This window comes from Yersinia sp. 1252 StPb PI (assembly GCF_048593885.1).
Lineage (GTDB): Bacteria > Pseudomonadota > Gammaproteobacteria > Enterobacterales > Enterobacteriaceae > Yersinia > Yersinia enterocolitica_E.
Genome location: NZ_JAZGQE010000136.1, coordinates 1 through 13,535, shown reverse-complemented (window position 1 = coordinate 13,535; position 13,535 = coordinate 1). Strand labels below are relative to the sequence as shown.

Here is a 13,535-nt window from a genome sequence, read left to right as displayed (position 1 = left end):
CTCTTCCCTCTGTCTGAGGACCACACAGAATATTACTTGTTAACGGATAAGTATGTTTCCACTATTGAGGTTGATGGCAACGAAGTATTAAAAGTTGAACCTGAAGCGCTGACATTAGTCTCCCAGCAAGCGTTCCATGATGCCTCATTCTTCCTGCGCCCAGCACATCAGCAGCAAGTTGCCGCCATTTTGCATGATCCGCAAGCGAGCGAAAATGACAAATATGTCGCATTGCAATTATTGAGAAACTCGGAGATTTCAGCCAAAGGTATTTTGCCGAACTGTCAGGATACGGGCACATCCACCATTGTGGCGAAAAAAGGCCAACGGGTTTGGACTGATACTGATGATGCCGAAGCATTATCACGCGGCATCTATAACACCTTCCGCCAAGATAATCTGCGCTATTCACAAAATGCGGCGTTAGATATGTATAACGAAGTGAATACCGGCACCAATCTTCCTGGGCAAATTGATATTTTTGCTACCTCGGGTATGCAATATTCGTTCTTGTTTGTGAATAAGGGCGGCGGTTCCGCCAATAAAGCAGCGCTTTATCAGGAAACAAAAGCGGTGTTGGAACCGGCAAAACTCAAAGCCTTTTTAATTGAGAAAATGAAGAGCCTGGGAACGGCTGCTTGTCCTCCTTATCATATTGCTTTTGTTATAGGAGGTACCTCCGCTGAATTAACCTTGAAGACCGCCAAACTCGCCTCGACAAAATATTACGATAACTTACCTGGCGCGGGTAATGCGTTCGGTCAGGCTTTCCGTGATAAGGCTCTGGAAGAGGATCTGTTACAAGCTTCACGTGAATTTGGCTTGGGTGCTCAGTTTGGTGGCAAATATTTTGCACATGATATTCGGGTTATTCGCTTGCCGCGTCATGGTGGCTCTTGCCCGATAGGGATGGCAATTTCATGTTCTTCTGATCGGAACATTAAAGCCAAAATTAATAAAGAGGGCATATGGCTGGAGAAATTAGAACGCCACCCTGAGCGATATATTCCTGAAGATTTGCGGATTAATAACGAAGGGGCGGTAGTTAACATTGATCTTAACCGCCCGATGGATGAAATTCGTCAACAGCTTTCACTCTACCCGGTATCCACCCGCGTATCACTCAATGGCCCGTTAATTGTTGCCCGCGATATTGTGCATGCCAAGCTGCAACAGCGTTTGGAACAGAACCAGCCATTACCTCAATACATGAAAGATCATCCCGTCTATTATGCCGGACCTGCAAAAAAACCGGATGAATTGGTATCCGGCTCGATGGGGCCAACCACCGGAGGGCGCATGGATCCTTATGTCGATCTGTTTCAATCCCAGGGGGGCAGCTTAATCATGTTGGCAAAAGGCAATCGTAGCCAGCAAGTCACCGAATCATGCCATAAACACGGTGGCTTCTATTTGGGCAGTATCGGCGGTTCTGCGGCCATTCTGGCACAGGAGTATATCGAAAGTCTGGAATGTCTTGAGTATCCCGAGTTGGGAATGGAAGCTGTGTGGAAGATGGAAGTCAGGAATTTTCCGGCGTTCATACTCGTTGATGACAAAGGCAATTCATTCTTTGATCAAATTCAAATCAAGGCCTGTGCCGGTTGTCAGAAATAACGTTGTGCTGAGGAAACCACCATGTACGAAGAACGCTATCAGCAGCGGCAGCAACATCTTAAGCAACAGGTTGAGGAGCGGGTTGCTGCCGCGACAAAAAACGGCGGGATCATTATTGTATTTACCGGTAATGGCAAAGGGAAAAGCACCGCCGCATTTGGAACCGCAGCCAGAGCCGTTGGCCATGATATGCGGGTAGGTGTGCTTCAATTTATCAAGGGGGACTGGGAGTGTGGTGAACGTAACCTGCTGGAGCGTAACGGGGTCGAGTTTCATATCATGGCAACCGGTTTTACCTGGGATACCCAAGATAAAGCGGCGGATATCCAAGCGGCCAGGCTAGTGTGGCAGCAGGGCGCGCGGATGTTATCTGACCCTGGTTACCATCTTGTGGTTTTGGATGAGCTCACTTATATGCTCACTTACGGTTATTTGAGCTTGGATGAGGTGTTGGCGGCGTTAAAAAATCGGCCTGTACATCAAAGTGTGGTCATCACCGGGCGAGCCTGCCACCGGGAAATTATCGCACTGGCAGATACCGTTAGTGAGTTACGACCGGTGAAGCATGCATTTGATCATGGAATTAAGGCGCAGAAAGGTATCGATTGGTGATGGGAATCCGATTATGATCACTGCCACGCTCATTTATTCATCAATCTGTTGTTTTATGAAGCGGGATACAAATAATTTGTTGATAACGCTTGATTGTTTGTTCTGAGTTATACTATATTGCGCGCCAAGGAAACGTACTAACGTTCCAAAAAAATTCGCCGGCATAGCTCAGTTGGTAGAGCAACTGACTTGTAATCAGTAGGTCCCGAGTTCGACTCTTGGTGCCGGCACCAATTAAAAACCCGTTATCTGAATAAGATAGCGGGTTTTTGCCTTTGTACTGCTGCCACTGCTGATTTTCTGCTGTCCCCTCCTCGGTTATTTCTTTTTGTGATCCCATTCTCTTTTTGTCTGTTCTCTGCTTGTTATCTATATTCAATTATTGTTGGCTGATCACACCACGGGCGTTGAACGCCGGGCAGCAACCCAATGACTAAAAGCTATCAAGGGAGTTGGCGGTATGGAGAATCGGCTAAACGTGCTATATCAGGCAGGGGTTATTGATAAGGACATCTGCGATGGCATGAAAAAGGCTGTCGCACAGTTGGAAACGGTATGGGCACTGCCGGTGCGCACGGAGCAGGGGGAAATGGCGCTCACGCATATGGCAAATGCATTAATGCGCAGTCGCCGTGGTGAGGAAGTTGGGCCGCTTGATGATGAATTGTTGGCTGAAATCAGAGCCTCTGACGCGTTTCCACAAATTTTACAGATCCATTTGGCGCTGCTGTCACGGTTTAATTTGGCCCTGCACCCGAATGAAGAGGGGTATTTATTAGCTAATCTGTTCAGCTTGTGGATGGCGCATAAAGGTTAATGCCAGTGAGTTTTGCCTTCATGTTAAATATTCAAAAAAATGATTATTAGGCTTTTAATCTGATGGAGTCTAGCGGCAAGCTATGTCTCCCGGCTTTGCACCTAAGTCATTCGGTGCAGGTAAGTCAGTTTCCGTACTCAGATTGTCGTCACGCGTAGCGATGTGGCACTGGTTTTCGCTATTGTGTCTGGTCACCCAGTACTCGAAGCGCTGTATGACAGACTCGGCAATGTTATTCAGGGGGCAAGGTGAGTAAATTCGTGGTGGTAGTCATAGACAGCTTTGGTGTAGGAAGCATGGCCGATGTGCCTCAGGTCAGGCCGCAGGACCTCGGTGCGAATACCTGTGGGCATATTCTGGAGCGTTTTCCGCAATTGAGTCTACCGACACTTGAACAATTGGGGCTCATCAACGCTCTGGGGTTCGCGCCGAACGTGATGAAACCTTCGCTAACGGCGGTATACGGCAGGGCAGCGCTGCAACACGAAGGTGGTGACACCTTTATGGGGCATCAGGAAATACTGGGTACCCGCCCGCAGTCACCGCTGCGCATGCCGTTTTCCGAGGTGATCGATAAGGTCGAGCAAAAACTGGTCGCGGCGGGTTGGCGTGTCGAACGTCAGGGAAGCCGCTTGCAGTATCTGTTGGTGAATCAGGCAGCGGCGGTCGGCGATAACCTGGAAGCGGATCTCGGACAGGTGTTTAACATCAGCGCTAACCTGAGTGCGATTTCGTTTGCTGATGTCCGTGCCATTGGTGAGATAGTGCGTAGCTGTGTGAAGGTGGGTCGGGTGATTGCTTTTGGTGGCTTGCTAGCGAGCAGTGAGCAGCTACTCGCTGCCGCAGAGGAGAAACAGGGTCGTTATATCGGGATTAATGCACCACGCTCCGGGGTTTATCAACAAGGATTTCAGGTCGTACATCTGGGCTATGGCGTAGATGCCAGCGTTCAAGTTCCACAGCAGCTCTATGATATTGGTATTCCAACGGTGCTGGTGGGCAAAGTGGCCGATATCGCACTCAATCCGCACGGTACCAACTATCAAAATCTGGTCGATACCCAGACCATCATGGATATCACCTTGGCGGAATTGCAAAAACCAGGAGATGGATTTATCTGCACTAACATTCAGGAAACCGATCTGGCGGGTCACGCACAGGATGTGGCGCGCTACGCCGAAAGGTTGCAGGTAGTGGATCAGAATCTGGCGATCTTGATGGGGCGAATACAGCAGGATGATTGCCTGGTGGTGATGGCAGATCACGGTAATGACCCGACAATTGGGCATAGTAATCACACTCGCGAGAATGTGCCCTTACTGGTGTGGCGACCAGGAATTGCCGGAGGGGAGATTGGTTACCGCACAACGCTGTCTGATGTAGGGGCCACTGTTTGTGATTTCTTTAACGCGGCCCCGCCACAGAACGGCACGTCCTTTATGGCGCAACTGTGCGCCTTATCTTCCTCACGGCCCGAAAGTTAGCATCATTGAGCGGCAGCATATTGATGCGACGGGCTACATCTATGCGCAGGTATGTTTGCCCATCGCCGATCCGGTGCTACCTACCAGCACCGCGGGTTGTGCTGTGTTGGGGCGGTTTGCGGCAAACTGACATCGAATGCCCGCATATGTCACCTAACAATCTGATACCGAAGGAATACTCACCGAGCTGTAATTCGGTCGGTATATCAAAAAATGCTGGGAACTAAAACGGGCCTATGTTCACCGCAATTGAGCCGATGCTAACTATTCTTCGCCAATTGAGCGACTAATCGATTAACGCCATCACTCATATTAGTAAATTTAGTCAGTTGGGTACGGGTCACCACGACGAAAACCCCAATGTTCTTTTCTGGAATCATCGCCATATAGGTAATAAACCCACCGCCACCACCGGTTTTTTGCATAATTCCTGGTAGTTCGGCATTAGGCGCCATGTAGACCCAGCCTAACCCCAGTGCGTCTGCCTGACCGGCAACATCCATACCTTTTAATGACACCAAATCACGACGTTGGAAATAGAGCGCCTGTTCACGTTTGGCTGAGCTTTTGCGCGCGCTGTTATCAGAAGCTAAGAATTGCTGCATCCAACGCTGCATATCTTCCGGTGTTGAGTAAATCCCACCACTTCCCGCCGCCGCCAGGGTGTTTTCACAACGACTACTGCCTACTCCGACCATCAGACGGTTACATTGTTCTGCCGTTGGGGTCAGGGTGGTGTTTTTCATCCCCAACGGAGCGGTGATTTTATCACGCAGCAAACTGCTATAAGGCTTGCCTGATGCCCGTGACAGCGCATCGGCCAGCAAGTCGTAGGCCAAATTGGAGTAGGCGGCTTTAACCCCAGGCGGCACGGTGACCGTGGCCTGCTTCATCCATTGCCAGCGGTTATCTTTAGTCGGCCAGGTAAACACCGGTCTTTTTTGTGGGCCACCGGGTTGCTCGCGCGGCAGGCCACTGGTGTGGCTGGCCAGATTCAGCAAGGTAATCGGCTGTTTTGCGTTATAAGCAGGGACTCGCGCGCCCTTAGGTGCGTATTTTCGCAGGGGATCGGTCAATTTTACCGTGCCGTCATCGGCCAGTTTTACCATCACTTCACTGGTCATTAGCTTGGTAATTGATGCAATGCGAATCAGTGAGTCTGGCCGTGGACGCAGGTTGTTACCGGGTTTGGTTTCCCCAAAACTACGATTTACCACTTGATTGTTATCAATAACCACCAGAGCCATTCCCATGGCACCACTGTTATAGAAAATATGTTCGGCATATTGATCAACAACTTGTGAGGTCAAAAGCTCTGTCTTGGCATCGCTGTGCAATGGAATAGTGAATAGAGCAGCGGCCAGTAGCGGGGCAGTGAAATGTTTCAACAATCTTTTATCCATGTTCAAAAACAAAGTAAGTGGTCGTGTGCTTATAGTAATCGGATATTGGCATAAAACATGCTGAAATTTTCAGACAGACGAATAATTTACATTACCGGGAAGTACTTGCCGGGTGTCACGCCAAAAACGCGCTGAAATTGATCAATAAAAGCGCTGAGGTTTTCGTAGCCGACATCCAACGCGACATGGGTCACGGGTATTTTCTCTGCCAGCATTTCTAGCGCGCGCATGAAACGTGCGCGTTGTCGCCAGTGGCTAAAACTATAGCCCGTCTCTGCGATGAAACGACGGCCCAGTGTTCGGGGTGACATCCCTGCCCAGTGTGCCCATTGATCCATTCTCTGTTTGTTAGCCAGGTCGCTCAGTAACCCATGCGCGACTTTTATCAGCCGTGGATCTTGTGGCATTGGTAATTCAAATGGTTCGGCAGGTAATGATGCAATTTCGTCTAGCATCACCGCCATAATCCGCTGCTGGTTCTCAAGTAATTCTCCTCGGGGCCATTGCGCTGCGCGATTTACGGTTTCTCGTAATAAGCCACTTAATTGCATCGTTCGCGGCTGTAGCGGTAAAGATGCACAGACATCTTCGCGCAAATATACACTCCAGCCGTGAAAAGGGCCGTGCGAGCGGAAACCGTGCTGTTGATGAGGGGGAAGCCAGACCACATGTGTTGCCGGTACCACCCATTGACCCTCGGGTATGACGATAGTTAGCAAGCCATTTATTGCTGCTAATAATTGGCCCGCACTGTGGCGATGCGGCGGCGTCATTCGCGCCAGCTTGTCGTGACGCTGTACCACGGTCAATACTGGCATCGTTGTCAGCATCAGTTGTGAAGGATCAATTAAATGAGCTTGCATGGCGTAAAAACCGTATTGAATGACTCAGATACGTTATCAAGGCCACAAGGATATTGCTAGTCTGGCATTCTCAGCATTGGCGCTGGATAACCGGAGTCACCATGATGAATTCGCAACAGGCAAAACAATTTCTTCAACAGGTATTTACTGCTTTGGCTGACTCGAGCTATAGCACTCAAGATGTTGCTGCATTTTTTTCGACCGATTATCAACAGCAAGCTGATGGTAATCAATTAGATTATGAGGCGTTTATTCGCCATGTGCAGGTGTTGAAAAGCACACTTGCGAGTGGAACCATCACGCTGGAAAAAGTGATTGCGGATGGTGATCAGATTGCCAGTGTGCACTTGGTTGATGTGGTCAAAAAGAGCGGGCAAAGGGTCTTGATGAAAGTTATCGCTTTTTACCGCATCGAACATGGGCTGATTCAATGTGTTGAAGAACTGACACATCTGATCCACGGCGAAACCCAGGATCGTGATTTAGGCTCGCGAGTTGCTCACTAGCGGGATATCGTCAAACGAATGAAATTCTGCGGTTAATTCTGCAGAATCATAAGGTTATTCCACGTAATAAAAAACGCACCGGTGTTGGCCGATGCGTTTTGTGGTTAAAACCGAAAATCAATTAGCTTTCAGTCACAGGCTTTGGAGCCACATTGGATGATTCTTTCATGCCAAGGTGGTTGTTGCCCCAGCACTGTTCATATTTCCAGCCGGTCAGTTCTTCAGCAACCGCTCTGGCATGGGCCGGAATATCTGCCATGGCACCGCCACCTTTAATCCGCTCAATCTCTTCTAGCAGGATTTTGTGATTATTACGGTCCAGTTTCATTTGGGTGGTGTAGTAGATAGCCACCAGTGCCAGAGCGATAACGCCGATGGCAAATACCCCTACAATGGCTTGCACGGCAACTTCCGGTTGGCTCGATTGCCCAGAGACAAAACCAAAGCGACTTAATGTCCAGCCCATGGCGAAAACAATAATCGAACGTACCATTTTACCTGCAAAGGTCATGGCTCCGGCGTAGATCCCTTCACGGCGACGGCCGGTCAATACTTCGTCCACATCCGCCAGGAAGGTATAAACCGTCCACGGAATATAATAAATACCCCCGGTGCTTAAACCGAAAACTGCGGTAATACAGAACAGTACAATCACCGTTGTTGTTTGCGACCAGCCAGTGAAATAGAGCGCAGCATAGGCAATCACACTGACAATAACCACTTGCAGAGCGATGCGGAACGGGCGAGCAAAGCCCATTTTGACGCAGATACCGATAAAGACGGCGGTGGAAATCAACTGCATTATTGAACTGAAACTATTGAGCTGAGAAACCAGTGCGGCATCTTGACCTAAACCAAAAATAATAAAGTAGGTAAATGCCGATGCGAATAACCACTCCGCGCCAAAGCCGAACAGATACATACCCAGATGCTTGCGGAAAATGCGCAGATGGAAAGTAGACGCCATATCAACACACAGCTTTTTCAGCGCCTGGCCGAAACTGCTGGTGGTTTCACGGACCACTTCGCTCGCTGGGCGTTCCCATGATGAGCTATAAAGCCAGATCATCGCGCAGCACATAATCAGACCGTAGGCGATACCGGTATAAAGGAAGGGGGTTGCAGAATCTTTACCGTAAATGGCAATAAACTGACCGGGAATGAAAGCGGCCAAAAAGTTTGCTACTTTACCGAAAATGGCTTTAGAACCAGTTAATTTGGAGCGTTTGGCAAAATCGGTGGTCATCTCGGTCGCCAATGTTTCATATGGCACCATGATGGAGGTATAAATCAGTTCAAACAGCGCGTAGGTCAGTAGGTAATACCAAAAGCCAAAACCGCTCATCCATAACATTGGATAGACAAGTACCAGCGGGATCCCCAGTAAGATAAAGAAGCGACGACGACCAAAGATGCGGCCCAGTCTGGTGTTATAGAAGTTATCGGTGATATAACCCATTACTGGATTACTAATCGCATCAAGAATACTGGCGATTGAGAAAATAGTCGCAGCCTCTACGACTGATAGCCCGCAAAAGGTGGTGTAGAAATACATCAGCCAGGCTCCGCTGATTGCCAGTGCCCCACTTCCCAGTAAGTTGGCACTCCCGTACGCCAGCGTATGCCTTGTTGAAATCTGTTTACTCATTTTTACTGCCACCTCAAATTAAAACAATGTTTCATTAATAATGGATAATCGTTTTCTTTATAAAGGTATGGCGTTTATAAAAATGAGTGTTCGATCACGAAAAAGGGTTTTTCGGCCAGAAAAGGCGCCTATTACAGTAAAAATTGATATGAATCAAATTAGTAGCCAGGGTGGTATTCAGCAAAAAACAGAATATCCATGATAATGCGAATAATTGATAATGCCATTTTGTGACAATAATGACCGTGACACGTGTGGCAAGATTTTAACCAGCAAAATGAAAGACTATTACTAGAATTAGCGCTATTGCTTACAGTGTGAAAATATCACTTTTGTGAAAGGGCGAATTATTGCGGGCATAGCCCATGAATAAATGTTGGTTGCAATTGCGGCTGACAGTGAAGGACGTAGAATGGCAAAGAAAAACCCCTATTATGATGCCAGTAAGCCACACCACACTGAGTTTGGATTTCAGAACCTGGAGCCGGTTGTTCATCATCCACAAGATTTGAAGCGCTGGCGTGAAGAGCGAAAACGCCAGTCGCTACCAAAACCGCCGCAGCAAGGATATGCGCAGTTTGTCACTGACTGGTGGCAAGCGGCTGATTTTAGCGGGCAGCAGGATGCGTTGTGGTGGCTAGGCCATGCGTCGCTGTTATTGCGGGTCAGTGGGAAAACGGTTTTGTTTGATCCGGTACTCTCCGGGCGTGCCTCGCCGCTCAATTTTTACGGGCCAGCACGGAGAACACCGGTACCTGCCAGTGTAAAAGAGTTACCCCATATAGATGTGGTAGTGATTTCTCACAACCATTACGACCATTTGGATGTGACAACGATTAGCCAATTATTGCGCCGCTTCCCCAAGCTGATTTTTCTGGCACCGTTAGGGTTAAAAAGTTGGTTACTACAGCAGGGTGCTCGCCATGTTCATGAACTGGATTGGTGGGATAAACACCTTGCAGCTGAATTTGAGTTTCATTGTGTACCGGCACGGCATTGGAGCATGCGTACACCCTGGGATCGTAACCAAAGTTTGTGGTCTGGTTGGGTGGTCAAGCGTGATGATATTAACTTTTACTTTACCGGTGATACAGGTTATTGCCAGCAACTGTTAACCATTGGCGAAAGGTTAGGGCCATTCAATTATGCCGCCTTGCCCATTGGTGCTTATGCTCCGCGGTGGTTTATGCAGGCCCAACATATGGATCCACAGCAGTCGGTGCAGTTATTTAAACAATTACAGCAGCCGATGACAGTACCGATTCATTGGGGGGTGTTTGAACTGGCTGACGAACCACTGGATGAACCACCACAACAACTCAAGCAGGCATTAACTGAAGCGGGTATGAAACACGAAAATTTTGCACCGATTAAAATTGGTGCACGAATATTGCTGGGGTAGGGGGTTTCAGTGGGTGATTTTCAACCCACTGAAACCAATCGGTATTTTATCTATGTATACCGATGCTGAACTAGATCCTAAATTGATTCACTGCACTGGTTAAATCAGCAGCCTGAGCTTGTAACGCCGCAGATGCTGCGGTGGATTCCTGCACCAATGCGGCATTTTGTTGCACCATGGTATCCAATTGCGCGACCGCACTATTTATTTCGTGAATGCCGCGCATTTGTTCATCGGCTGCGTTGGTTATTTCAGACATAATGGTGGTGACATCCGACACGCTGCTGACGATTTCGGTCATGGTATTACTGGCTTGACGTACCTGGCCGGAGCCAGATGCCACACTGCTGACGGTCGATTCGATCAGCGTTTTAATCTCTTTCGCAGCCTGTGCACTGCGCTGTGCCAATGTACGAACTTCCCCTGCGACCACAGCAAAACCGCGTCCTTGCTCACCCGCGCGTGCCGCTTCTACCGCCGCGTTAAGTGCCAGAATATTGGTTTGGAAAGCGATACCGTCGATCACACTGGTGATATCGCCGATCTTGCCAGATGCCGCTTCAATCGATTCCATTGTGGTGATGACTTTAGCTATCACCTCGCCACCACGTGAAGCATCGTTAGCCGCCGAAAGTACCGCAGTATTGGCCTGCCGCGCTGCGCTGGCGGAGTGGGCCACGGTTGCCGAGATTTGTTCCAACGCCGCCGAGGTTTGCTGCAAACTGGCGGCGGCAGACTCTGTGCGGCCCGACAGATCCTGATTGCCTGCCGCTATCTCATTGGCTGCAATCCGTACTGATTCGCTGGTATCACGGATTTGCGCCATGACTACACTCAGTTTGTCGGCAAAATTGTTGAACGAAAGGGCTATTTTTGCCACTTCATCACGGCCTTCTACCGGCAGCCGCTGAGTTAAGTCTTCTGAGCCGGAGCTGATAGCATCCATGGCTTTATGCACATGGGTCAGCGGTGCCAGAGCACGTTTGGTAATGAGGCTAATAATGACAACAGCGATTAAAATAATAATCACCAGTGTCACCAGTGATGTGGTCAGTAACGACCGCATGCCGGTGGTAGCTTGAGCTTTGTCCAGGGCGACAACAGTAAACCATTGAGTCCCTGGTACTGCTTGGGCCAGCAGCAATTTACTGTTATCGCCAATATTGGCAGCGACAGGCTCAGTTGCTGTTAACAGTGTTTTAAGGTCCAGCGTCGGCGCAATATCGCTCAGTGGCTTAAGGGCTAGTTTCGCATCTTGATGAGCGATAATGGTGCCATCGGCATCGATTAACATACCAAAACTGTCTTCAGTCGGGTGTATGGATTTCACGTTTGCAATCACGCTGTCCATGGTGACATCAGCGGCCAATACCCCTTTAACGCTGCCGTCCTGAATAATCGGCAATGCGAACGTTACCACTAACTGATTGGTTCCAGCATCAACATAGGGTGGGGTGACCACGGGTTTGCCCGCTTTTACCGCTTGTAGATACCATGGCCGCCCAGTGGGGTCGTAGCCGGCTGGAATACCCTCGGGATTAGAAAAAATCGCGGTTTTGTTCGCGTAACCGATATACACGTTGATGAAGTTACCTGCGGCTGCAACTTGTCGCAGTGCCGCTGTCGGGTCTGCCGTCAGTGCGCTGTCTTTTAGTGACACAATCATTTGTGTTTTGGAGGCAACCCAATCGGCGATCCCGACACCATGACTGGCGGTAACGGCGGTCAGGGTATTATCTATGGCGCTATTGTTATATTTACTGGCAACCGAGTAGTTAAAATAGGTGTTAATGGCCAGAGAGCCTGCCACGATGATGATACAGGCAGCCAAGATACGTGAACGAATGGAATCAAGCATAGAGCGTCCTAAATAAGAGGGAAGGCATGATTCAAGTAACGGCTTGGCAGAGATAAACTTGAGCTGTGTCACAGTAACAAACTGTAATTAATACGCCATTGTTAATACTTCTTTATGTAACGGTGACAAAGTAGGTGGATTTTATTGACATCTATATTCAATAAAAACATAAGCTTGATTATTCCTTTCTGCTTCATTTGAAGGTAAAAATTCAAATAAAGTTGAAAAAAATAGTGACATCAAAAGGGTAAAATTAGCATCAATGCAGCTAAAACAGTGGTTTTCAGGTTGCATTGATGCTGAGGGATGGCAGTAATAAGAGGGGGGTTAGATTAAAATTTATACTGCAAACCTATAGTGATAGTTTGATTTTGTTGAGCAATGCCGGCGCTATTAGCTACATTTGCAGAAACACCTGCACCAGTGTCGATGATTTGTGTATCTCCTTTTCCTTCGGCATGCCTGTTCCAGGACGCTTCAACAAATAATTTAGTGTTATCGGTGACGTAGTAGCCCGCATCAATCACGACTGCGTAATAGCGAGAGCCTTTGCTGCTGTCTTTAAATGAAAGTTGACGTAAATAGTGTTCATCATCACCATAGGCATTTACCCAACTGCTGTATTTCAGCAAGGTATTAAACTCAAATTTTTGATAATGATAGCTCCCGGCTAAGCCAAGATAGGGCATTTCAAACTTTTGCTTATAACCAATGTTGGTAACACTATCGGAACCTGTAAATAGGTTATTGCCACTATTGTAATTATAGTTTCCACCATAAGATGTCCAGCTATTATTATTGCGCTGATAACCGGCCATAATACCAATACGGTAATTTTCTTGCTTTAAAAGCCAAAATTTTGCATTAAGATCGATTTCATTCGCATAATTTAAATTGGTTTTTTCGTGATGAGACCAATCAGTCCACTTAGATTGCCCTAATGTTTTCCAATCATAATCATCCATGACCCCCTTACCGGGTGATAATGTGGACCATCCGCGCGCGGTTAATGTTAACCGTGATAACAGATCCCATGATATATCCATTTTTACAATAGGCGTGTTTTCCGCTTTCCAATCTATCTGGCTTAGCTTGCGACCATTATATTGGGGCTGATAAACAAACTCTTGTGATTCTGCATTCAATAATCCCAATGAGGAGCTAATCGTTAGACCATCGTTTATATCTGAGTGATAGCTGGCTACTGCTGTATGGCAGGTGATAATCAGCGGTAATACAGCAACACCTCTCTTTACCCATCTATTCTTTTCCATCATTAACCTTTAATCCCTTTAAAAATCGAAGGCAAAAGTTAACATTGACGG

Annotated in this window: 11 protein-coding genes, 1 tRNA gene and 1 pseudogene; 8 read left to right on the top strand and 5 right to left on the bottom strand. The window is 47.9% G+C overall.

Annotation, left to right across the window (positions count from 1 at the left end):
* The 6 genes and pseudogenes from V2A85_RS17255 to V2A85_RS17230 all read left to right on the top strand — a co-directional run.
* Positions 1 to 1,617, top strand: a 1,617-nt coding sequence (locus tag V2A85_RS17255; protein ID WP_420071934.1) for a fumarate hydratase, incomplete at its 5' end; no start/stop codon positions are given.
* A gap of 21 nt (positions 1,618 to 1,638) precedes the next feature.
* A complete protein-coding gene (cobO, locus tag V2A85_RS17250; RefSeq protein ID WP_420071933.1) occupies positions 1,639 to 2,229 on the top strand; it encodes a cob(I)yrinic acid a,c-diamide adenosyltransferase in 591 nt (196 codons plus the stop codon).
* 157 nt (positions 2,230 to 2,386) lie between these two features.
* Positions 2,387 to 2,462, top strand: a tRNA-Thr gene (locus V2A85_RS17245).
* Between the two features lie 227 nt (positions 2,463 to 2,689).
* Entirely contained in the window at positions 2,690 to 3,046 is a 357-nt protein-coding gene (locus V2A85_RS17240; RefSeq protein WP_420071932.1) for a PRD domain-containing protein, read from the top strand.
* A 129-nt stretch (positions 3,047 to 3,175) separates the two neighbouring features.
* A pseudogene (locus V2A85_RS17235) lies at positions 3,176 to 3,298 on the top strand (YhfX family PLP-dependent enzyme); the annotation flags it as partial.
* Positions 3,295 to 4,530, top strand: coding sequence for a phosphopentomutase (locus V2A85_RS17230; protein ID WP_420071931.1), 1,236 nt, complete (start codon positions 3,295 to 3,297; stop codon positions 4,528 to 4,530). The pseudogene V2A85_RS17235 and the gene V2A85_RS17230, both read left to right, overlap by 4 nt.
* A 260-nt stretch (positions 4,531 to 4,790) precedes the next feature.
* On the opposite strand, the gene ampH is transcribed toward V2A85_RS17230, so the two are convergent.
* Together ampH and V2A85_RS17220 are read right to left on the bottom strand one after the other, a co-directional pair.
* Positions 4,791 to 5,933 (bottom strand): D-alanyl-D-alanine-carboxypeptidase/endopeptidase AmpH, encoded by a 1,143-nt coding sequence (gene ampH, locus V2A85_RS17225; protein WP_372559427.1) that lies wholly within the window; start codon positions 5,931 to 5,933, stop codon positions 4,791 to 4,793.
* A gap of 86 nt (positions 5,934 to 6,019) precedes the next feature.
* The gene (locus V2A85_RS17220) at positions 6,020 to 6,796 is read right to left on the bottom strand and encodes an AraC family transcriptional regulator (protein ID WP_420071930.1); all 777 of its coding nucleotides are present in this window, start codon (positions 6,794 to 6,796) and stop codon (positions 6,020 to 6,022) included.
* Positions 6,797 to 6,897: 101 nt separating this feature from the next.
* Here V2A85_RS17220 and V2A85_RS17215 point away from each other — a divergent pair, with 101 nt between their 5' ends.
* Positions 6,898 to 7,302 carry a nuclear transport factor 2 family protein gene (locus tag V2A85_RS17215; protein ID WP_372559425.1) on the top strand — a complete coding sequence of 135 codons (405 nt, stop codon included), beginning with the start codon at positions 6,898 to 6,900 and terminating at the stop codon, positions 7,300 to 7,302.
* Between the two features lie 121 nt (positions 7,303 to 7,423).
* On the opposite strand, the gene V2A85_RS17210 is transcribed toward V2A85_RS17215, so the two are convergent.
* Positions 7,424 to 8,950, bottom strand: a complete 1,527-nt coding sequence (locus V2A85_RS17210) for an MFS transporter (RefSeq protein WP_083158321.1) — start codon at positions 8,948 to 8,950, stop codon at positions 7,424 to 7,426.
* A gap of 373 nt (positions 8,951 to 9,323) precedes the next feature.
* On the opposite strand from V2A85_RS17210, the gene V2A85_RS17205 reads away from it, so the two are divergent.
* A complete protein-coding gene (locus V2A85_RS17205) occupies positions 9,324 to 10,352 on the top strand; it encodes an MBL fold metallo-hydrolase (RefSeq protein WP_372559424.1) in 1,029 nt (342 codons plus the stop codon).
* Between the two features lie 70 nt (positions 10,353 to 10,422).
* On the opposite strand, the gene V2A85_RS17200 is transcribed toward V2A85_RS17205, so the two are convergent.
* Together V2A85_RS17200 and V2A85_RS17195 are read right to left on the bottom strand one after the other, a co-directional pair.
* Positions 10,423 to 12,210 (bottom strand): methyl-accepting chemotaxis protein, encoded by a 1,788-nt coding sequence (locus V2A85_RS17200; protein ID WP_420071929.1) that lies wholly within the window; start codon positions 12,208 to 12,210, stop codon positions 10,423 to 10,425.
* Positions 12,211 to 12,542: 332 nt separating this feature from the next.
* Positions 12,543 to 13,487, bottom strand: a complete 945-nt coding sequence (locus V2A85_RS17195; protein WP_420071928.1) for an omptin family outer membrane protease — start codon at positions 13,485 to 13,487, stop codon at positions 12,543 to 12,545.
* Positions 13,488 to 13,535 lie beyond the last annotated feature (48 nt).